A 19886-nucleotide genomic window follows, 5' to 3' on the forward strand; every position below is an offset into this window, starting at 1 on the left:
TCACGTCGTCCTCGCCGGCCAGCGCCAGCGAACGCTGCCGTCCGTCGCCGTGGGACTCGCCCAGCGCGCTGAGCGCCTCGGCACGCGCGCGCGTGGAGGGCACTTCGCGGGCCCGCGCGCGCAGCGCCTCCTGCGCGGCGTGCCGGTCCCGGCCGGCGAACAGCGCGCCGGACAGCGCGAGGGCGGTGCGCCGCTCCGCGGCGGAGAGGTAGCGGTTGCGGCTGGACAGGGCCAGTCCGTCGTCCTCGCGGACGGTGGGGACCCCGACGATGTCGACGCCGAAGTTCAGGTCGCGCACCATGCGGCGGATCAGGGCGAGCTGCTGGGCGTCCTTCTGGCCGTACAGGGCGACGTCGGGGCGCGTGAGATGCAGCAGTTTGGCGACGACGGTGAGCATGCCGTCGAAGTGACCCGGGCGGGCGGCGCCCTCCAGGCGTTCGCCCATGGGGCCGGCGCTGATCCGGACCTGGGGCTCGCCGCCCGGGTAGACCTCGTCGGCCGACGGGGCGAAGACGACGTCGGCGCCCGCCTGCCCGGCGACATCGAGATCGGCGTCCAGGGTGCGCGGGTACCGGTCGAGGTCCTCGCCCTCGCCGAACTGCAGCGGGTTGACGAAGACGGTGACCACCACCTCGCCGTCGGCGCCCGCGATGTCGCGGGCGGCGCGGATCAGGGTGGCGTGGCCCTCGTGCAGGGCGCCCATGGTCATCACCACGGTGCGGCGGCCCGCACGCGCGCGTGCGTGCAGTTCCCCGGCGGTGCGCAGCAGGGTGGTGGTCATCGGGATTCCCCTTCGCCTTCGCCTTCGCCGGGAGCGCCCGTGTCGCCGGGGGTGCCCGGCGTCCCGCCGGCGAGTACCCCGAGCAGGTCCTCGGCGAGCTCCGGCTTCAGCAGGCCGTGGGCGAGGGCGCGGTCCGCGGTCGCGCGGGCCATCGCCAGGTAGCCGGCGACGGCCTGCGGGGCGTGCCGCCGCAACTCGGCGACATGCGCGGAGACGGTGCCGGCGTCACCGCGCGCGACGGGGCCGGTGAGGGCCGCGTCGCCGGAGCGCAGGGCGTTGTCCAGGGCCGCGCCGAGCAGCGGGCCGAGCATCCGGTCGGGTGCCTCGACTCCGGCGGTGCGCAGCAGTTCCAGGGACTGCGCGACCAGGGTGACCAGGTGGTTGGCGCCCAGGGCGAGGGCCGCGTGGTAGAGCGGGCGGTTCTCCTCGGCGATCCATTCCGGCTCCCCGCCCATCTCGATCACCAGCGCCTCGGCGGCCAGCCGCAGCTCCTCGGGCGCCGTCACGCCGAAGGAGCACCCGGCGAGCCGCTGCACGTCCACGGGGGTGCCGGTGAACGTCATCGCCGGGTGCAGGGCCAGCGGCAGCGCCCCGGCCCGCAGGGCGGGGTCCAGCACCTTCGCGCCGTACCGCCCGGAGGTGTGCACGAGGAGTTGCCCCGGCCGTACCGCCCCCGTCCCGGCGAGCCCGGAGACCAGTTCGGGCAGCGCGTCGTCCGGGACGGTCAGCAGTACCAGTTCGGCCCGCTCCAGCACCTCGGCGGGCGGGACCACCGGTACGCCGGGGAGCAGTTGCTCGGCGCGCCTCCTGGACGCGGCGGAGACGGCGGAGACCGCCACCGGACGGTGTCCGGCGAGTTGGAGGGACGCGGCCAGGGCCGGGCCCACCCGCCCGGCGCCGACGACGCCGACGGTGAGCCGCGCGGGGCGGTCCCTGGGATCCGGCTGTGGGGCTGTGTTCACGCGACGGCGGCCTTCCCGTTCCAGTCCGCTCGGGGTACCGGACGATTTCTCGTCATGTTAACGCGATCGGTTCCCCGGGTGTCCGGTCGCGCCGTCGCAGTTGCGCCCGCCGTGTCCGCCGTGCCCTCTTCGGGGCGCCGTCGCGTGCGGCACGCGGCACGCAGCACGGAAATTCTGGTGCCCTGGCTTCCCCGCGCGGGGGATGATCCCGGGCATGAGCGATGCGGCGGGGAACGGCACGGCGGGACGGGACGAGCGGCGCACCGACGAGGAGGGGCGCCGGGAGCTCCGCGAACGGCGGGTCGCCGCCTACCGCGGTGCTCCGCGCGTCCTCGCCCGCCTCGGGTTCCTGGGCACGCTCCGGGAACGACTGGCACTGCTGGCGGAGGCGGACGGCCGGTACGACCTGGACGAGGCGTCCGACCTGTACGGCGACGGTGTCGTCGAAGCGCTGGAGGAGCGGGTCGCCGGGCTCCTCGGCACCGAGGCCGCCGCGTTCTTCCCGACCGGCACGATGGCCCAGCAGGTGGCTCTGCGCTGCTGGGCGGGCCGTACCGGCAACCCCGTCGTCGCCCTGCACGGGCTCAGCCACCCCGAGGTCCACGAGCGGAACGCGTTCAGCCGGGTCGCCGGGTTGCGTCCGGTACGGGTGACGAGCGAGCCCAGGATGCCGACCGCCGCCGAGGTGCGGGACTTCGAGGAGCCCTTCGGCGCGCTGATGCTGGAGCTTCCCCTCCGGGACGCCGGTTTCCTGCTGCCCACCTGGGAGGAGCTCACCGAGGTGGTGGACGCCGCGCGGGAACGCGAGGCCGTGGTGCACTTCGACGGAGCCCGGCTGTGGGAGTGCGCCGTCCACTTCGGCCGGCCGCTGGACGAGATCGCCGGCCTGGCGGACAGCGTCTACGTGTCGTTCTACAAGTCGCTCGACGGCTTCGGCGGCGCGGCCCTCGCCGGTCCCGGGGCCCTGACGGCGGAGGCGAAGGCCTGGCGGCACCGGTACGGCGGCACCGCCTTCCAGCAGTTCCCGACCGCGCTGTCGGCCCTGATCGGTCTGGAACGGGAGCTGCCCCGACTGCCGGAGTACGTCACCCACGCGCGCGTGGTGGCCGCCGCGCTGCGCGAGGGCCTGGCCACGGCCGGGGTGCCGTGGGCACGCGTCCATCCCGAGGTGCCGCACACCCACGACTTCCAGGTGTGGCTGCCGTACGACGCGGAGACCCTCGCACAGGCGGCGATCCGCACCGCCGAGGAGACGGGGACCATGCTGTTCGCCAACGGCTGGGAGCAACAGGGCCCCGGCCTGGCGCTCACCGAGGTGTACGTGCGGGCGGCCGGCCTGGAGTGGACCCCCGACGACGTGCGGACGGCGGCCGCGGACTTCGTGACCCGGCTGACGGAGACGGCGACGACGGCGACCGGGACGGGTACGGCCGGGCGGTAGCGCCCGCGTCGGCGTCGGCGTCGGCGTCGGCGTCGGCGTCGGCGTCGGCGGGAGCCTCAGTCGAAGCGGATGTGCCGGAGCCCGACGCGCGCCTGCCGCAGCCGGGTGCGCAGCGGGCCCTCACGGTGGGGGCGCAGCTCCAGTCCCGCCAGGACGGCGATGCGGTCCGCCGTCTTCGGCACGGTGGCGCGGTCCGTCCACAGATGCTCGGCGAACTCCGGCTCGGCGAGCCGCTCCAGACAGTGGTCGAGCTGCTGCACGGCCCGACTCTCCCGGTGCGGGCCCGTTTTCCTCCCCGCGGCGGAACGCGGCAGGCGTCCGAGGCCGCGTTCACGCAGCCGCCTCAGCACCGTCTCCCGTTCGGCGAGGAGGGCGAAGTGGTGTACGCCGTGGCCGAGTTCGCGCAGCCGGCCGACCGTCTCGGCGAAGTGGCCGGAGTCCGTGACCGTCATCGGCGCGATCACGACGCCGTCGTGCCGGGTCAGGGCGAGGTCGAGGACCTCGACGACGCCCTGCCGCCAGGAGGTCAGATCCCGGAAGTCTCCCCGCAGTTCGGGCGGGAGCATGCGGCGCAGTCCGAATCCTGCGTGCTCCGGGTCGCAGACGACGCTGCCCGGGAGACGACGGTGTATCTCGTACGCGGTTTGTGTCTTACCGCCCCCGAAAGGGCCGTTGATCCACAGCAGCATGCGCCGACCCTACCGACGCCGGGGCCCCCGGTCAGCCGTGTCCGCCGGCCCGCACCAGTCCCGTCTCGTAGGCGAGGACCACCACCTGCACCCGGTCCCGCAGCCCCAGCTTGGTCAGGATGCGGCCCACGTGCGTCTTCACCGTCGCCTCCGACAGCACCAGCCGGGCCGCGATCTCGCCGTTGGACAGGCCCTGCGCGACCAGCACCATGACCTCCCGCTCCCGCTCGGTGAGCCGCTCCAGCGCCTTGTGCCGGGGCTGCTCGGCGGTGGACGGCAGCATGGGGGCGAAGCGGTCCAGGAGCCGGCGGGTGGTGGACGGCGCGACCACGGCGTCACCACTGTGCACCGCGCGGATCGCGGCGAGCAGTTCGCCCGGGGGCACGTCCTTGAGCATGAAGCCGGAGGCGCCCGCCTTCAGCCCGGAGAAGGCGTACTCGTCGAGGTCGAAGGTGGTCAGGATCAGCACCTTGGGCGGGTCTGTGTCCGCGCAGATCCGGCGGGTCGTCTCCACCCCGTCCAGCTTCGGCATCCGGACGTCCATGAGCACCACGTCGACGGCGGTGGCGCGCAGCACCTGGAGGGCCTCCACGCCGTCGCCCGCCTCCGCCACGACCTCCATGTCCGGCTGGGCGTCGAGCACCATCCGGAACCCGGTGCGCAGCAGCACCTGGTCGTCGACGAGCATCACGCGGATCGCCATCGGGTCCTCTTCCAGTCCGGTTCCAGGCCAGTGTTACAAGTGTCGACAAAGGGCGTGCGCGAGCGTCCGGGTGTCAGGGGCCGGGTTTGAGCGGCAGCAGGGCGCTGATGCGGAATCCTCCGCCCGGCCGCGGGCCCGCGTCCAGGGTGCCGCCGACCATGCCGACCCGCTCGCGCATGCCGATCAGACCGTGGCCCTGGCCGTCGAACCCGCCCTCCTCGTACAGCTCGTGCGGGGCGCCCTTGCCGTCGTCCTCGACCAGCAGGCCGAGACCGTCGTCGAAGTACACCAGGCGCACGCTGGCGCCCGTGTCGGGCCCGCCGTGCTTGCGGGTGTTGGTGAGCGCCTCCTGCACGATGCGGTACGCGGTGAGTTCGACACCGCTGGGCAGCGGACGCGGAGTGCCCTCGACCTTGAAGTCCACCGGCAGTCCGGACTCCCGGCACTGCTCGACGAGGTCCTCGATCTGCTGCACGTCGGGCTGCGGCACGTACTCGCCGGCCTCCTCGTGCTCGCCGGTGCGCAGCACACCGAGCAGGCGGCGCATCTCGGCGAGGGCCTGACGGCCGGTGGAGGAGATGGTCTCCAGGGCCTTCTTCGCCTGGTCGGGCGCGGCGTCGAGGACGTAGGCGGCGCCGTCGGCCTGGACCACCATCACCGACACGTTGTGGGCGACGACGTCGTGCAGTTCACGCGCTATGCGGGCGCGTTCGGCGGCTACCGCGACCTTGGCCTGCGCCTCGCGCTCCTTCTCCAGCCGGGCGGCGCGCTCCTCCAGCTGGGCGAAGTAGGCACGCCGGGTGCGCATGGAGTCGCCGAGCACCCAGGCGAGGGCGAAGGGCACGGTCTGGAATACCACCATGGCGATGTTGCCCGCCATGCTCACGTCCTCGAACGGCCAGCGCGCCTGCGCCACGGGTGCCGCGCACAGACCGGCGGCCAGCGCCAGCCGGGAGGCCCAGCGGGCGCCGCCGGTCGCGACCGTGTAGACGATCACCAGCAGCGCGAAGTCGGCGGGCATCGTCGCCACGTCGAGGACCACCTGGAGCACGCTCACCACGACGGCCAGGACCAGCATCCGCTCCGGCATCCGCCGGCGCAGCGCCACGACCAGCGACAGCAGCAGCATGACCGGCACGGTGAGAGCCGGCAGATCGGTCCCCTTGGTCTCCTGCGCGCTCGCTCCGCCCAGCACCGAAATCCCGAACAGGACCACGGCCCAGAAGCCGTCGACCCCTGTCGGGTGCCTGCGGAGAAAATCATAGAGGCGCTGCACGTAACCCAGCGTAGGGAAGCAAAATGCGTGCAGGGGTCAACCGGAGGGCCGATCCCCGGTCGGCACGCGTACTCCGCAAGGTGGAGGTCCGGCATATCCGCGCCCTTAACCTGGCCCCGTGACAGCGACGACGAGCGGGTGGCGCGGGTGGCGGGCGGCGGCCCGGACCGCCCTGTACGGGCCGGGCGGCTTCTACCGTCGGCCGGAGGGCCCCGCCGGGCACTTCCGTACGTCGGTGCACGCCTCACCGCTGTTCGCGGGGGCCGTGGCCCGGCTGCTGTGCCGGGTCGACGAGGCGCTGGGGCGGCCCGCGGTGCTCGACTTCGTGGACGTGGGGGCGGGCCGGGGCGAACTGGTCACGGGCGTGCTCGCCGCGCTGCCCGCCGAGGTGGCGGCGCGCGTGCGGGCGTACGCCGTCGAACTCGCCGACCGTCCCGGCGGACTCGACCGCGGCATCGAGTGGCGGACCGAGCCCCCGGAACGGATCACCGGACTGCTGTTCGCCAACGAGTGGCTGGACAACGTGCCCCTGGAGGTCGCCGAGGTGGACCCGGCGGGCGTCTTGCGCCTGGTGCTGGTACGGGAGGACGGCACGGAACGGCTCGGGGCGCCGGTCACGGGTCCGGAGGCCGAGTGGCTGGCCCGGTGGTGGTCGTTGCCGGCCGGGGAGGGGCTGCGGGCGGAGATCGGGCTGTCCCGGGACGTGGCGTGGGCGTCGGCGGTCGGGACGCTCGAGCGGGGGCTCGCCGTCGCCGTGGACTACGCGCACTCGGCGGACGCGCGCCCGCCGTTCGGAACCCTCACGGGCTTCCGGGAAGGGCGGGAGACGACGCCCGTACCGGACGGGTCGTGCGACATCACCGCGCACGTCGCCCTCGACTCCTGCGCGGCGGCCTGCGCGCTCCCCGGCGCCCGCCTGCTCCCCCAGCGGGCGGCCCTGCGCTCCCTGGGCCTCACCGGCGCGCGCCCCCCGCTCACGCTGGCGTCCGCCGACCCCGTCGGCTACGTACGCGCCCTCGCGGGCGCCTCCCAGGCCGCCGAACTCGTCGCGACGGGCGGGCTCGGCGACTTCGGGTGGCTGCTGCAGCCCGTGGGCATCCCGGACGTCCTCGCGGGCTGACCCCGGGCTGTCAGCCGCTCGCCGGCTCCTCGTCAGCCACTTGTACGTGTCGGCTGCTCGCCGGCTACTTGTCGATGTCTCCCACCACGAAGAACATCGACCCCAGGATCGCCACCATGTCCGAGACCAGCGTCCCCGGCAGCAGTTCGGTGAGCGCCTGGATGTTGTTGTACGACGCCGAGCGCAGCTTCAGCCGGTACGGCGTCTTCTCGCCCTTGCTGACCAGGTAGTACCCGTTGATGCCGAGCGGGTTCTCGGTCCACGCGTAGGTGTGCCCCTCGGGGGCCTTGAGGACCTTCGGGAGCCGCTGGTTGACCGGCCCCGGCGGCAGGTCGGCGAGCCGGTCGAGGCAGGCGTCGGCGAGGTCGAGGGAGCTGTAGGTCTGCTCCAGGAGGCACTCGAAGCGGGCGAGGCAGTCGCCCTCCTCACGGGTCACGACCTTCAGGACGTCCCCCAGTTCGCCGTAGGCGAGATACGGCTCGTCGCGGCGCAGGTCGAAGTCGACGCCCGAGGCACGGGCGATCGGCCCGCTCACGCCGTACGCGTGCACGACGTCCGCGGAGAGGACGCCCACCCCGCGGGTGCGGCCCCGGAAGATCTCGTTGCCGAGCACCAGGTCGTCGAAGCGGTCCATGCGGGAGCGCACGTCGGCGACGGCGGCCCGCGCGCGCGTGGTCCATCCCGCCGGAAGGTCCTCCTTGAGGCCGCCCACGCGGTTGAACATGTAGTGCATGCGGCCGCCGGAGACCTCCTCCATGACGTGCTGGAGCTCCTCGCGCTCGTGGAAGGCGTAGAAGATCGGCGTGATGCCGCCGAGTTCCAGCGGATAGGAACCGAGGAACATCAGGTGGTTGAGCACCCGGTTCAGCTCCGCGAGCAGCGTGCGCAGCCACACCGCGCGCTCGGGGACCTCCATGCCGAGCATCCGCTCCACCCCGAGGACCACGCCCAGCTCGTTGGAGAACGCCGACAGCCAGTCGTGGCGGTTGGCCAGCATGATGATCTGGCGGTAGTCACGCGCCTCGAACAGCTTCTCCGCGCCCCGGTGCATATAGCCGATCACGGGCTCCGCGCGGTTGATGAGCTCGCCGTCCAGGACGAGCTTCAGCCGCAGCACGCCGTGCGTGGACGGATGCTGGGGCCCGATGTTGAGCACCATGTCGGTGCTCTCCGCGGCGCCGCCGATGCCGACCGTGGTCTCCGTCGTAGGAGTCATGACCACAGTCTCCCCCACGCACGCAGGGGCCTGCGCACGCCGGGGCCTACGTACGCTGGGGCCATGGAGACGGGGAACCCGCACGACACGGGGACAGCGGTGGAGCCGGTGGGCCCCGGCGACGGACCGCAGTGGATCGCGCTGCCACCGGGGCTGTTGAAGCTGCGCCGGCTGATGCTCGTGGTGTGGCTGGGGCTGCTCGCCCTGGCCGCCGGGCTGGTCCCGGGGCTGCTGGCCGGGCCCGGCTGGGCCGGCTTCGCCGTGCTGCCGCTGGCCGTGCTGGCCTGGGGCTGGGTGATGCTGGAGCGCAACTGGCGCTCCTGGCGGTACGCCGAGCGCGCCGACGACCTGCTGATCAGCCGGGGCGTCCTGTGGCGCCAGGAGACGATCGTGCCGTACGGGCGGATGCAGCTGGTCGAGGTCACCTCCGGTCCCGTCGAACGGCACTTCGGGCTGGCCAGCGTGCAGCTGCACACCGCGGCCGCGGCGACCGACGCCACCATCCCCGGTCTCGACCCGGCCGAGGCCGAGCGGCTGCGCGACCGGCTCACGGAGCTGGGCGAGGCCCGATCGGCGGGGCTGTGACGGCCCCGGAGGTCCACGAGGACGTACGCGAGCGGCGCCCGGTGATCGAGCGCCGCCTGCACCCCGTCACGCCGCTCAGGCGGGCGTGGGCGCCCATAGCGGTCGTCATCGGGTGGGCGCTGCACGACCCGGACCAGGCGCAGCGTCAGCTGACCCGGCTGACCACGACGACCCTGCTGGTCGGTCTCGGTGTCCTCATCCCGGCCGCCGCCCTCTACGGCTTCCTGACCTGGTGGTTCACCCACTTCGCGGTGACCGACAGCGAACTGCGCATCCGCACCGGGCTGTTGTTCCGCCGCACCGCGCACATCCGGCTGGAGCGGATCCAGGCCATCGACGTCACCCAGCCGCTGCTCGCGCGGGTCGCGGGTGTGTCGAAACTCAGAATCGACGTCATCGGAACCGACAAGAAGGACGAACTGGCCTTCCTGGGTGCCGACCACGCCCGCGCGCTGCGCGCCGAACTGCTCGCACGGGCGGCGGGTTTCGCACCCGAGACGGCGCACGAGGTGGGCGAGGCGCCGTCCCGTCAGCTGTTGCGCGTGCCACCCGGCGTCCTCGCCCTCTCTCTCGCACTGACCGGCGGGACCTGGGTCTGGCTGATCGCCGCCCTCGCCGTGGTGCCGCTGCTGTGGATGGCCGCCCACAACCTGTGGACGGTCCTCGCCGTCGCCGTACCGCTGTTCGGCGCGGCGGGCGCGAGCAGCGTCGGCCGGTTCGTCACCGAGTACGACTGGACCCTGGGCGAGTCGCCCGACGGGCTGCGGATCGACCACGGACTGCTGGACCGGGCGCACGAGACGGTGCCGCCGGGACGGGTGCAGACCGTGCGGATCGTGGAGCCGCTGCTGTGGCGGCGACGGGGCTGGGTACGGGTCGAACTCGACGTGGCCGGCTCGTCCAACTCCCTGCTGCTGCCGGTCGCTCCGCGCGAGATCGCCGAGTCCGTCGTCGCACGCGTGCTCCCCGGCGTCCATGTGCCCTCGCACGCGGAACTGTCCCGGCCGCCGCGGCGCGCCCGGTGGTGCGTGCCGGTGTGGTGGCGCGGCTACGGGCTCGCCGTCACCGACACCGTGTTCGCCGCGCGGCACGGTTTGTTGAGCCGGACCGTCGCCCTGGTGCCGCACGCCAAGGTGCAGAGCGTACGGCTGGCCCAGGGACCCTGGCAGCGCGCCCGGGGCGTCGCGGACGTCCATGTGGACACCGGGGCCGACAAGTCCGTGACGGCCCGGCTCCGGGACGCCGACGAGGCGGCGGAGCTGCTGCGGGCCCAGGCGGAACGCTCCCGGACCGGCCGCAGGGACGCCCGCCCGGACCGCTGGATGGCCTGACCCCGGAACCTCGAAAGCGCGTGCGGTGCTTCAGGAGACCGCGCTGCGCAGTCCCTCGGCGCCGGCCGCGTCGGCTGTGCCGCCCGGGTCGGCCGGGCCGTCCGTACCGTCCGGGCCGGCCCCTTCGGGCTCGTCGTGCGCCGTCAGATCGATGACCTGGCCGACGGCCCGTGCGTCCTCACCGGCCGGCTCGAACCCGGCGCCGTCCTCGGTCCTGTGCAGGGCCAGGACCTCCTGTCCGACGACATCGGCGAGGTCCTCGTTCTGGACGCCCTCCCGGCCTGGCTCCTCGTCTTTCTGCGTACCGAAGAAGTCGAACCCGCCGTCGGTCACCGGACGCCGCACAGGCTCCGTCGGCGGTACGACCGCGACCGCGGTCGGCACGGTGAAGTGCCCGGAGGGCCGCACCGAGCGGCCGGGCGGGACCGGCGGCGCCGACTGCTCGGGCTGGGACGGCTCCTCGGGCGCGGTGCCGGTGTCGGTGTCGGTGCCCGGGTCCGAGGAGGCCACGCGCTCGTGCTCGCCGACCGCTCCCGGCTGCCCCTCCGTCCCGTCCCTCTGCGGCTGCCCCGGCTTCCGCCTCCTCGCGGGCCCGGGGCCGTCGCCCTGGGGAAAGTCGTCCTCGGAGGCGTCGCTCTCGGAGGCGTCGCCCTCGGGCGTGTCGTGGTGCTCCTCCGGTGCGTCGTCGCCGAACCGGGCCAGCGCCGCCTCGGCCCGCAGGAACAGCTTGGAGCCCTCGGGCGAGAAGACCGAAGGAACCGTCGGCTCCGCCCCGGCCGCTTCCGCCCCGACCACTTCCTCCACCGCGGCCCCGCCCGCGGTTCCGTCCTCGCTCCTGGCCGCCGGCACGGACGCCGTCCTGGCGGTCTCGTCACCGGACCGCGCCGAAGGACCCGCCGGCAACGCACGGGCCGGGACCGCCGCCTCTATCTCGAGCACCCGGCGCTCCTCCAGAACGCTCGCCCGCTCGGTCTCCGCGGCGGCGTACCGCCGGAGCAGTGCCGCGTGCTCGTTGCGCAGCCCGGCCAGCTCCGCGCGCTTGGCGCGCAGCCGCTGCTCCAGCTTGACGCGCAGTTCGCGCGACTCCTCGAGGTCGGCCTCCAGTTCGGCGACCCGCTCCTCGAACCGCCACTCGTCACCGGCCCGCGCGCGCGTGAGGTCGGCGACCTGCTTGCCGGCCAGGATGTCCCAGTGCCGCATGACGACCGCACCGATGATCGCCGTGACCGCCGCCGCGGCGGCCAGGAGGCGAAGCGTCATCGGTTGTGTGAACACCCAGGGCCCCAGGGCGCAGACGAGGGAGACGCCTGCGATCGCCGACGGGGGCAGCATCCTGTGCAGGGGCGGGGAATGGCGGTGACGTCCACGTGGCATGGCCAGAAACTTACCGCGCGTAGGCGAATGGTGGAGCCCCGCCCCGTAAAAACAAAGCCACACCGAGGCTTTCACAGGGCGTCAGGGAACTACGCCGAACCGTGAATAGACCCGGCCCGCGAATATGCAAGATCATTTTCACGGCGGGGGCGGGTTACCGCTTTCCGGGAAGACCGATGAGATCCGCTGAGGAAATGCCGGACGGGGGAACGGGCCCCGCTCCTTCCGGGCCTTCCGGGCCCTCCGGGTCCGGGTCCGGTTCCGGTTCCGGGTCTCCAGGGGCCAGGCCCCGGGTCCGGGTCTCCCGGGCCGCGCCCGGGGCATACGCTGAACATATGAGCAGCAGCAGCGGACATCTCCACGTCGCGGGCCTTCCCCACTGGGACCGCTGCGCGGTCATGGGCGTGGTGAACGTGACCCCCGACTCCTTCTCCGACGGTGGCCGCTGGTTCGACACGACGACCGCCGTCAAGCACGGCCTCGACCTGGTCGCCCAGGGCGCCGACCTGATAGACGTCGGCGGCGAGTCCACCCGCCCCGGGGCCACCCGCGTCGACGAAACCGAGGAACTCAAGCGCGTCATCCCCGTGGTCCGCGGCCTCGCCGCCGAGGGCGTCACGATCTCCGTCGACACCATGCGCGCCTCGGTCGCCGAACAGTCCCTCACGGCCGGCGCCGCGCTCGTCAACGACGTGAGCGGCGGTCTCGCCGACCCCGACATGCTCCGCGTCGTCGCCGCCGCCGGCGCCCCCTTCGTCGTCATGCACTGGCGCGGCCTGCTGGAGGGCGGCAACGTCAAGGGCGCGTACGACGACATCGTCACCGAGGTCGTCGACGAGCTCCACGCGCGCGTGGCGGCGGTGCTGGAGGGCGGCATCGCGGCCGACCGCGTGATCGTCGACCCCGGACTCGGCTTCTCCAAGGACACCGGCCACGACCTCGCCCTCCTCGCCCGGCTCGACCGTCTGCGGGCGCTCGGTCACCCGCTGCTCGTGGCCGCGTCCCGCAAGCGGTTCCTCGGCCAGGTCCTGGCCGGGCCCGACGGCACGCCCCCGCCCGCCCGGGAACGTGACGCGGCCACCGCCGCCGTCTCCGCCCTCGCCGCGCAGGGCGGCGCCTGGGCGGTCCGCGTGCACGAGGTGCGCGCCACCGCGGACGCCGTACGGGTCGTACGCGCCGTCGAACAGGCGCGCACCCCGGACGGCACGCGCTCCGAACCCGCCCCGCACGGTGCGGAAGGAGCCCGGTGAGCGCGCCGCACACCGACGTCGAGCAGGTCGAGGCCACCAACGCCGCCTTCTACGAGGCACTCGAGCAGGGTGACTTCGAAGAGGTGGCGTCACTCTGGCTCACCCCGGCCGACCTGGGCGTCGACGAGACCTACCACGACCCGGCGGACACCGGGGTGGTCTCCTGCGTGCACCCCGGCTGGCCGGTGCTCACCGGCCGCGGCGAGGTGCTCCGGTCGTACGCCCTGATCATGGCGAACACCGACTACATCCAGTTCTTCCTCACCGACGTGCACGTCTCCGTCACCGGCGACACCGCCCTGGTGACCTGCACCGAGAACATCCTCAGCGGCGGTCCCGCGCCGAGGGCGGGCGAGGAGCTCGGCCCCCTGGTCGGCCAGCTGGTCGTCGCCACCAACATCTACCGGCGCACCCCCGCGGGCTGGAAGCTCTGGTCCCACCACGCCTCCCCCGTCCTCGCCGAGAACGGCGAGGACGAGTCCACCGACGACACCGACGACACCGACACCCCCGACGACACCGGCTTCCCCGCCTGAGGCCCGCCCGGAGGGAAACGCAGGATGAATCCTCCCGTACCGGTCCGGGCCGGCGCCCCCTCGGGGCCGGCCCTGCCGGTGCCCGCGGGTAGATTCGACCGGGGCAGGAGGTGCCGCCCGCACGGCGCCGACCGGCCGGACCGACGAACTGACCGGCCGACCGACCAACCGGCCAACCGACTACAGGAGTGGATTCGTGTGGATCGTGTCGCGCTGCACGGCCTGAAGGCCCGTGGGCACCACGGTGTGTTCCCCAAGGAACGCGAGGAGGGCCAGACCTTCGTCGTCGACCTCGTCCTCGGCCTGGACACCCGGCCGGCCGCGACCGACGACGACCTGACGAAGACCGTGCACTACGGAATCGTGGCGGAGGAGGTCGTGGCGGTCGTCGAGGGCGAACCGGTGAACCTCATCGAGACGCTCGCCGAGCGCATCGCCCGGGTCTGCCTCGAGCACGACATGGTCCAGGAGGTCGAGGTCCGCGTCCACAAGCCGGACGCGCCGATCACCGTACCCTTCGACGACGTGACCGTCACCATCACCCGGAGCCGCGTATGACCAGGCCTTCCGCCCAGGGCCACACCGACCCGACCGTTCAGCCGGTCCCCGCCTCCGTGACGGAGCGGGTCGACGCCGCCGACAGCACCCTGCAGAACCCGAAGCGGGCGGTGGTCGCCCTCGGCGCCAACCTCGGCAACCGGCTGGAGACCCTCCAGGGTGCCGTCGACGCCCTGGAGGACACCCCGGGCGTCCGCGTCAAAGCGGTGTCCCCCGTGTACGAGACGGAGCCGTGGGGCGTCGAGCCCGGCAGCCAGCCCTCGTACTTCAACGCCGTCGTGGTCCTGAAGACCACCCTCCCCCCGTCCTCCCTGCTGGAGCGGGCGCACGCGGTCGAGGAGGCCTTCCACCGGGTCCGCGACGAGCGCTGGGGCCCGCGCACCCTGGACGTGGACATCGTCGCCTACGCGGACCTCCTGTCCGACGACCCGCGGCTGACCCTTCCCCATCCCCGTGCCCACGAGCGCGCCTTCGTCCTGGCCCCCTGGCACGACGTCGACCCCGAGGCCGTCCTCCCCGGACGCGGCCCCGTCGCCGCCCTGCTGGACGCGGTCGGCCGAGAAGGCGTCATTCCCCGGACCGACCTGGAACTCCGGCTGCCCGAGTAGCCGTTAAGGTCGACACGACCGCATTCCGGGGCACCGGGGAAACCGAAGGGACACCGTGAGAGAGCTGCGCATCAGGGTGCTGGCCGGCGTCTTCGTCGTGGCCGGGATCCTGTCCTGGGCCGTCGCCCGCCTCTGGAACTCCTTCGGCACGCTGCCGAGCGTCCCGGTGGCCGCGCCCATCGTCCTCGCCCTGATCGCCGTGGTCCTCACGGCCACGGCGCTCTCTCTCCGCACCCGTCTCAAGGCCCAGCGCGAGCGCCGTCCCGAAGCCAAGGGCGTCGACCCCATGATGGCGGCCCGCGCGGTCGTCTTCGGCCAGGCCAGCGCCCTGGTCGCCGCCCTGGTCGCCGGGATGTACGGCGGCACCGGCGTCTTCCTCCTGGAGTCCCTCGACGTCCCGGCCCGCCGCGACCAGGCCATCTACGCCGGCGCCTCGGTCCTGGCGGGGATCGGCGTCATAGCGGCCGCCATCTTCCTGGAGCGGGTCTGCAAGCTCCCGGAGGACGACGAGGACCACCACAACGGCAGGGGCACGGCCCCGGCGGCCTGAGACGCGTTCCGGGGCCCGGTGACGGTGACAGGGGCCGCGGTTCCGGGGGCCAGGACCGCTCCCGAGCGGCTCCTGCCCCCGGTCAGCGCGCCATGATCAGGCTCATCGCCTCGTTGCGCGTCGCCGCGTCCCGCAGCTGGCCGCGCACGGCCGACGTGAGGGTCTTCGCGCCGGGCTTGCGGATGCCCCGCATCGACATGCACATGTGCTCGCACTCCACGACCACGATCACTCCGCGCGGCTCCAGAATCTCCATCAGGGAGTCCGCGATCTGGGTGGTGAGCCGTTCCTGCACCTGCGGTCGCCGGGCGTAGACGTCCACGAGCCGGGCCAGCTTCGACAACCCCGTGATCTTGCCGCTGGTGGCCGGGATGTAGCCGACGTGGGCCACGCCGCGGAACGGCACCAGGTGGTGCTCACACGTCGAGTACACCTCGATGTCCTTCACGAGCACCATCTCGTCGTGCCCGATGTCGAACGTGGTCGTCAGCACGTCCTCGGGCTTCTGCCACAGGCCGGCGAATATCTCCTTGTACGCCCGTGCCACCCGGGCCGGGGTCTCCTGCAGCCCCTCCCGGTCGGGGTCCTCACCGACCGCGATCAGCAGCTCGCGTACGGCGTTCTCGGCTCGCTTCTCGTCGAACTCGCCGAAGGTGAAATCGCCGTCCAGCGTCACGGGGTCGGTCATGTGGTGCCTCGTTCCTGTGCCTGCGCGCGTCAGGGGTGCGCGTCCGACTGCGGATACACAAAAGCCGCGCCCCCAGGCTAGAACCTGGGGGCGCGGCGTTCATTCCGGGCCCGGCGGGGTCACCGGGAGAGCCGGTCAGCTCTCGGGGCGGTCCTCCGGGGTCCGCTCGGGCGCCGGCGCGGGTTCCGCGGCGGTGCTCTTCACGGTGGAGATGGCCGGCGTCGCGCCGTTCGCCCCGTTGGTCAGTGCCAGCTCCTTGGGGGAGAGCACCGGCGGGCGGGTGGACGGCGTACGGCGGGAGGAGCCGGTCCAGGCGGGCCTGGGCGGGCGCTTGACGATCGGCGCGAAGATCTCGGCGATCTCCTCCTTGCCCAGCGTCTCCCGCTCCAGGAGGGCGAGGACCAGGTTGTCGAGCACGTCGCGGTTCTCGACCAGGATCTCCCACGCCTCGTTGTGCGCGGTCTCGATGAGCTTCTTGACCTCTTCGTCGACCAGCGCGGCGATCTCTTCCGAGTAGTCGCGCTGGTGAGCCATCTCACGTCCGAGGAACGGTTCGGAGTTGTCGCCACCGAACTTGATCGCGCCGAGACGCTCGGTCATGCCGTACTGCGTGACCATCGCGCGGGCCAGGCCGGTGGCCTTCTCGATGTCGTTGGCCGCACCGGTCGTCGGGTCGTGGAAGACGAGTTCCTCGGCCGCCCGGCCGCCCAGCATGTAGGCCAGCTGGTCCAGCATCTCGTTGCGCGTGGTCGAGTACTTGTCCTCGTCCGGCAGCACCATCGTGTAGCCGAGGGCACGGCCTCTGGAGAGGATCGTGATCTTGTGGACGGGGTCGGAGTTCGGTGAGGCCGCCGCGACCAGGGCGTGTCCGCCCTCGTGGTACGCGGTGATCTTCTTCTCCTTGTCCGACATGATCCGGCTCCGCTTCTGCGGGCCCGCGACCACACGGTCGATCGCCTCGTCCAGCATGTGGTTGTCGACCAGCTTCTGATCGCTGCGCGCGGTCAGCAGCGCGGCCTCGTTCAGCACGTTGGCCAGGTCGGCACCGGTCATGCCGGGGGTGCGGCGGGCGACGGCCGCCAGGTCGACGTCCGGAGCGACCGGCTTGCCCTTCTGGTGGACCTTGAGGATCTCCAGCCGGCCCTGCATGTCCGGGCGGTCGACCGCGATCTGGCGGTCGAAGCGGCCGGGGCGCAGGAGGGCCGGGTCGAGGATGTCCGGGCGGTTCGTGGCGGCGATGAGGATCACGCCGCCCTTGACGTCGAAGCCGTCCATCTCGACGAGGAGCTGGTTCAGGGTCTGCTCGCGCTCGTCGTGACCACCGCCGAGGCCGGCGCCGCGGTGGCGGCCGACCGCGTCGATCTCGTCGACGAAGACGATCGCCGGGGCGTTGGCCTTGGCCTGCTCGAACAGGTCACGGACCCGGGAGGCACCGACACCGACGAACATCTCGACGAAGTCGGAACCGGAGATCGAGTAGAAGGGGACTCCGGCCTCGCCCGCGACGGCACGCGCGAGCAGGGTCTTGCCGGTTCCGGGCGGGCCGTACAGCAGCACGCCCTTGGGGATCTTCGCCCCGACGGCCTGGAACTTCGCCGGCTCCTGCAGGAACTCCTTGATCTCGTGGAGTTCCTCGACCGCCTCGTCCGAGCCCGCGACGTCGGCGAACGTCGTCTTCGGAGTGTCCTTGGTGATGAGCTTCGCCTTGGACTTCCCGAACTGCATGACGCGGGAGCCGCCGCCCTGCATCTGGTTCATCAGGAACAGGAAGACCACGACGATGAGGACGAAGGGCAGCAGCGACAGCAGAATGCTGACGAACGGGTTCTGCTTGGACGGCGAAACCGTGTAGCCGTCCGGGATCTGCTTGTTCTGGTACTTGTCCTGCAGCGTGTTGGCGATGGTGACGCCCTGGTCACCGATGTAGCTCGCCTGGATCTTCGAGCTGTCCTTGATCTTCTCACCGGACTTGAGCTCGACCTTGATGATCTGCTCGTCGCCGGTGGTCAGCTTGGCCGACTCGACTTTGTTCTGGTTGATCGCCTGGACCACCTGGCCGGTGTCCACCGTCTTGTAGCCGCCGGACGAGCCGACGACCTGCATCAACACGACCACGGCGAGGACGGCCAGCACGATCCACATGACCGGCCCACGGAAGTATCGCTTCACGTCCATCCATACGGAGCGGTGCCGCCCCGTCCCTCCTGCCATAGTGAGTTTGATAAAGACTGTTCTTCGGACGGTACCCCAGCATCGCCCGCCGAAGCTGCGTGGGACTGCTGGCAATCGCGTCCACGCATGCTCCAACGGAGCGGAACCCGCCGGGGTTCCCGATCACATACGGCGCTCTGGGCCGGGTGGCTCAGCCGCCGTAGACGTGAGGCGCGAGCGTACCGACGAACGGGAGGTTGCGGTACTTCTCGGCGTAGTCGAGGCCGTATCCGACGACGAACTCGTTGGGAATGTCGAAACCGACCCATTCCACATCGATGTTGACCTTGGCGGCCTCGGGCTTGCGCAGCAGTGTGCACACCTTGAGGGAGGCGGGCTCGCGCGAGCCGAGGTTCGAGATCAGCCACGACAGGGTCAGGCCGGAGTCGATGATGTCCTCGACGATCAGGACGTGCTTGCCCTTGATGTCGGTGTCGAGGTCCTTGAGGATCCGCACCACACCGGAGGACTGGGTGCCCGCCCCGTACGAGGATACGGCCATCCAGTCCATGGTGACGGGGGTGGACAGCGCTCGGGCGAGGTCGGCCATGACCATCACGGCGCCCTTGAGGACTCCGACGATCAGCAGTTCCTTGCCCGCGTACTCCGCGTCGATCTTCGCGGCCAGCTCAGCCAGCTTGGCGTCGATCTCTTCCTTGTTGATGAGCACCTTCTCGAGGTCGGCACCCATGTCTTTCGCGTCCACCCGCATCACTTTCGGTCGTCCCAGCGGCTGTCCCGTACCGTCCGCGGCTCTGCCGAGGGCACGTTTTTCAGCCTTGCCGAATCACCAGTCTGCCACCCTGGCGACGGGCGACGACCCGACCGGGCAGATTGATGGCCCCCTGGCCGCGCCAGCCGGTGATCAGCCGGTCGACCTCCTCGATGTGCCGGGCGAACAGCGAACCGGCCGGAGCTCCCGCGTCGATGGCGGCGCGGCGCAGCACCCGGCGGCGCACGGCGGGCGGAAGGGCGTAGAGCCCGGCGCATTCCAGGCGGCCGTCCGCGTCGCGGACGCCGGCCTCGGCCCGGCCGGCCCAGGCGTCGAGGGCGTCGGCGTCGTCGCGGGAGAGCTGGGCCGTCCGGGCGAGCGCCTCGACGACGCCCTTGCCGAGCGCCTTCTCCAGGGCGGGCAGGCCCTCGTGGCGCAGCCGGGAACGGGTGTAGGTGGGGTCGGTGTTGTGCGGGTCGTCCCAGACGGGGAGGGACTGGACCAGGCAGGCCTTACGGGCCGTCTGCCGGTCGAGCCGGAGGAACGGCCTGCGGTAACGGCCGGCGGCCCCCGAGACCGCGGCCATTCCGGACAGGGAACGGATGCCGGAGCCGCGGGCGAGACCCAGCAGGACGGTTTCCGCCTGGTCGTCGCGGGTGTGCCCGAGCAGGACGGCGGCGGCCCCGTGCCGTTCGGCCGCGGCGTCGAGGGCGGCGTAGCGGGCGTCCCGGGCGGCCGCCTCCGGTCCGCCCTCGCGGCCGACGGTGACGGCGACGGACTCGACGGGTGCGAGGCCCAGTTCGCGCAGGCGCAGGGTCACTTCGGCGGCGCGCAGATCGGAGCCGGCCTGGAGGCCGTGGTCGACGGTGACGCCGCCGGCCCGCAGGCCCAGCCGTGGGGCCTCGAAGGCGAGGGCGGAGGCGAGGGCCATGGAGTCGGCGCCGCCGGAGCAGGCCACGAGCACGAGGGGGGACGACTCTCGGTCGTGCGGGGGGTCGTGCGGGGTGCGGCCGGTGTCGTCGGGGGTTCGGTTGTGTTCGTCGAGGATGTCGTGGAGTACGCGGCGCACCGCCAGGCGTATCGCCGCGACCGCAGGATGGGGACCCATGTCCGGTTCCCTTCATGAAGTTGTCAGGGGGCGTGGGCTCGAGTCGGTCACTCAGAGTGTGTAGATGGTGACAGAGCCGGGCCGTTACCCGAGCATTGCACGCCTACTCTTCGCTCACGGTCCCTCGGACGGGTGATTACCGGGTCATCCGCCTGCCTCGGCCGGATCGGCTCCATCGGCTCCATCG

Annotated in this window: 20 protein-coding genes; 9 read left to right on the forward strand and 11 right to left on the reverse strand. The window is 72.4% G+C overall.

Annotation, left to right across the window (positions count from 1 at the left end; genetic code table 11):
• A partial coding sequence (gene panC, locus JL475_RS31585; protein ID WP_202281444.1) for a pantoate--beta-alanine ligase occupies window positions 1-781 on the reverse strand: 781 nt, incomplete at its 3' end.
• The gene (locus JL475_RS31590) at window positions 778-1743 is read right to left on the reverse strand and encodes a Rossmann-like and DUF2520 domain-containing protein (protein WP_202281446.1); all 966 of its coding nucleotides are present in this window, start codon (window positions 1741-1743) and stop codon (window positions 778-780) included. The genes panC and JL475_RS31590, both read right to left, overlap by 4 nt.
• 202 nt (window positions 1744-1945) lie before the next feature.
• Here JL475_RS31590 and JL475_RS31595 point away from each other — a divergent pair, with 202 nt between their 5' ends.
• Window positions 1946-3184, forward strand: a complete 1239-nt coding sequence (locus JL475_RS31595) for a low specificity L-threonine aldolase (protein ID WP_202281448.1) — start codon at window positions 1946-1948, stop codon at window positions 3182-3184.
• A 56-nt stretch (window positions 3185-3240) separates the two neighbouring features.
• Here the strand turns inward: JL475_RS31595 and JL475_RS31600 are convergent, their stop codons facing one another.
• From JL475_RS31600 to JL475_RS31610, 3 genes are all read right to left on the reverse strand, one after another.
• Entirely contained in the window at window positions 3241-3873 is a 633-nt protein-coding gene (locus JL475_RS31600; RefSeq protein WP_202281450.1) for an AAA family ATPase, read from the reverse strand.
• A gap of 31 nt (window positions 3874-3904) precedes the next feature.
• Complete coding sequence (locus JL475_RS31605; protein ID WP_202281452.1) at window positions 3905-4576, reverse strand: response regulator transcription factor; 672 nt, start codon at window positions 4574-4576, stop codon at window positions 3905-3907.
• A gap of 73 nt (window positions 4577-4649) precedes the next feature.
• Window positions 4650-5852 (reverse strand): sensor histidine kinase, encoded by a 1203-nt coding sequence (locus tag JL475_RS31610; RefSeq protein WP_202281455.1) that lies wholly within the window; start codon window positions 5850-5852, stop codon window positions 4650-4652.
• A 118-nt stretch (window positions 5853-5970) separates the two neighbouring features.
• Here JL475_RS31610 and JL475_RS31615 point away from each other — a divergent pair, with 118 nt between their 5' ends.
• The gene (locus tag JL475_RS31615; RefSeq protein WP_202281457.1) at window positions 5971-6972 is read left to right on the forward strand and encodes an SAM-dependent methyltransferase; all 1002 of its coding nucleotides are present in this window, start codon (window positions 5971-5973) and stop codon (window positions 6970-6972) included.
• 64 nt (window positions 6973-7036) lie between these two features.
• Here JL475_RS31615 and JL475_RS31620 read toward each other — a convergent pair whose 3' ends face one another.
• Window positions 7037-8188 (reverse strand): NADH-quinone oxidoreductase subunit D, encoded by a 1152-nt coding sequence (locus JL475_RS31620; protein WP_202281459.1) that lies wholly within the window; start codon window positions 8186-8188, stop codon window positions 7037-7039.
• 63 nt (window positions 8189-8251) lie between these two features.
• Here JL475_RS31620 and JL475_RS31625 point away from each other — a divergent pair, with 63 nt between their 5' ends.
• Together JL475_RS31625 and JL475_RS31630 are read left to right on the forward strand one after the other, a co-directional pair.
• Complete coding sequence (locus tag JL475_RS31625) at window positions 8252-8773, forward strand: PH domain-containing protein (protein WP_202281467.1); 522 nt, start codon at window positions 8252-8254, stop codon at window positions 8771-8773.
• Window positions 8770-10104: a PH domain-containing protein gene (locus JL475_RS31630; RefSeq protein WP_202281475.1), complete on the forward strand. Its 1335-nt coding sequence runs from the start codon at window positions 8770-8772 to the stop codon at window positions 10102-10104. The genes JL475_RS31625 and JL475_RS31630 overlap by 4 nt, the downstream gene beginning before the upstream one ends.
• A 30-nt stretch (window positions 10105-10134) precedes the next feature.
• Here the strand turns inward: JL475_RS31630 and JL475_RS31635 are convergent, their stop codons facing one another.
• Complete coding sequence (locus JL475_RS31635) at window positions 10135-11478, reverse strand: hypothetical protein (RefSeq protein ID WP_237408843.1); 1344 nt, start codon at window positions 11476-11478, stop codon at window positions 10135-10137.
• A gap of 335 nt (window positions 11479-11813) precedes the next feature.
• On the opposite strand from JL475_RS31635, the gene folP reads away from it, so the two are divergent.
• The 5 genes from folP to JL475_RS31660 all read left to right on the forward strand — a co-directional run bounded on the left by folP (window position 11814) and on the right by JL475_RS31660 (window position 14980).
• Entirely contained in the window at window positions 11814-12728 is a 915-nt protein-coding gene (gene folP, locus JL475_RS31640; RefSeq protein WP_202281477.1) for a dihydropteroate synthase, read from the forward strand.
• The gene (locus tag JL475_RS31645; RefSeq protein ID WP_202281479.1) at window positions 12725-13264 is read left to right on the forward strand and encodes a nuclear transport factor 2 family protein; all 540 of its coding nucleotides are present in this window, start codon (window positions 12725-12727) and stop codon (window positions 13262-13264) included. The genes folP and JL475_RS31645 overlap by 4 nt, the downstream gene beginning before the upstream one ends.
• Window positions 13265-13462: 198 nt before the next feature.
• Complete coding sequence (folB, locus tag JL475_RS31650; protein WP_202281481.1) at window positions 13463-13822, forward strand: dihydroneopterin aldolase; 360 nt, start codon at window positions 13463-13465, stop codon at window positions 13820-13822.
• Window positions 13819-14430 (forward strand): 2-amino-4-hydroxy-6-hydroxymethyldihydropteridine diphosphokinase, encoded by a 612-nt coding sequence (gene folK, locus JL475_RS31655; protein WP_202281483.1) that lies wholly within the window; start codon window positions 13819-13821, stop codon window positions 14428-14430. Before folB ends, folK begins: the two co-directional genes overlap by 4 nt.
• 55 nt (window positions 14431-14485) lie before the next feature.
• A complete protein-coding gene (locus tag JL475_RS31660; protein ID WP_202281485.1) occupies window positions 14486-14980 on the forward strand; it encodes a DUF3180 domain-containing protein in 495 nt (164 codons plus the stop codon).
• An 82-nt stretch (window positions 14981-15062) separates the two neighbouring features.
• On the opposite strand, the gene folE is transcribed toward JL475_RS31660, so the two are convergent.
• The 4 genes from folE to tilS all read right to left on the reverse strand — a co-directional run bounded on the left by folE (window position 15063) and on the right by tilS (window position 19699).
• The gene (gene folE / locus JL475_RS31665; protein WP_109377269.1) at window positions 15063-15668 is read right to left on the reverse strand and encodes a GTP cyclohydrolase I FolE; all 606 of its coding nucleotides are present in this window, start codon (window positions 15666-15668) and stop codon (window positions 15063-15065) included.
• Between the two features lie 135 nt (window positions 15669-15803).
• Window positions 15804-17843, reverse strand: coding sequence for an ATP-dependent zinc metalloprotease FtsH (gene ftsH, locus JL475_RS31670; protein WP_202281487.1), 2040 nt, complete (start codon window positions 17841-17843; stop codon window positions 15804-15806).
• 187 nt (window positions 17844-18030) lie between these two features.
• Window positions 18031-18591 carry a hypoxanthine phosphoribosyltransferase gene (gene hpt / locus JL475_RS31675; RefSeq protein ID WP_109377267.1) on the reverse strand — a complete coding sequence of 187 codons (561 nt, stop codon included), beginning with the start codon at window positions 18589-18591 and terminating at the stop codon, window positions 18031-18033.
• A gap of 61 nt (window positions 18592-18652) precedes the next feature.
• The gene (gene tilS, locus JL475_RS31680; protein ID WP_202281495.1) at window positions 18653-19699 is read right to left on the reverse strand and encodes a tRNA lysidine(34) synthetase TilS; all 1047 of its coding nucleotides are present in this window, start codon (window positions 19697-19699) and stop codon (window positions 18653-18655) included.
• Between the last annotated feature and the right edge of the window lie 187 nt (window positions 19700-19886).

Source organism: Streptomyces sp. M2CJ-2, from assembly GCF_016757295.1.
GTDB lineage: Bacteria > Actinomycetota > Actinomycetes > Streptomycetales > Streptomycetaceae > Streptomyces.

Bases quoted from the DNA above. Each gene is read 5' to 3' on its own strand.
- JL475_RS31595 (WP_202281448.1), top strand. From the start codon at position 1,946: ATGATCCCGGGCATGAGCGATGCGGCGGGGAACGGCACGGCGGGACGG.
- JL475_RS31600 (WP_202281450.1), bottom strand. From the start codon at position 3,873: ATGCTGCTGTGGATCAACGGCCCTTTCGGGGGCGGTAAGACACAAACC.
- JL475_RS31605 (WP_202281452.1), bottom strand. From the start codon at position 4,576: ATGGCGATCCGCGTGATGCTCGTCGACGACCAGGTGCTGCTGCGCACC.
- JL475_RS31620 (WP_202281459.1), bottom strand. From the start codon at position 8,188: ATGACTCCTACGACGGAGACCACGGTCGGCATCGGCGGCGCCGCGGAG.
- JL475_RS31625 (WP_202281467.1), top strand. From the start codon at position 8,252: ATGGAGACGGGGAACCCGCACGACACGGGGACAGCGGTGGAGCCGGTG.
- JL475_RS31635 (WP_237408843.1), bottom strand. From the start codon at position 11,478: ATGCCACGTGGACGTCACCGCCATTCCCCGCCCCTGCACAGGATGCTG.
- folP (WP_202281477.1), top strand. From the start codon at position 11,814: ATGAGCAGCAGCAGCGGACATCTCCACGTCGCGGGCCTTCCCCACTGG.
- folK (WP_202281483.1), top strand. From the start codon at position 13,819: ATGACCAGGCCTTCCGCCCAGGGCCACACCGACCCGACCGTTCAGCCG.
- folE (WP_109377269.1), bottom strand. From the start codon at position 15,668: ATGACCGACCCCGTGACGCTGGACGGCGATTTCACCTTCGGCGAGTTC.
- ftsH (WP_202281487.1), bottom strand. From the start codon at position 17,843: ATGGACGTGAAGCGATACTTCCGTGGGCCGGTCATGTGGATCGTGCTG.
- hpt (WP_109377267.1), bottom strand. From the start codon at position 18,591: ATGCGGGTGGACGCGAAAGACATGGGTGCCGACCTCGAGAAGGTGCTC.
- tilS (WP_202281495.1), bottom strand. From the start codon at position 19,699: ATGGGTCCCCATCCTGCGGTCGCGGCGATACGCCTGGCGGTGCGCCGC.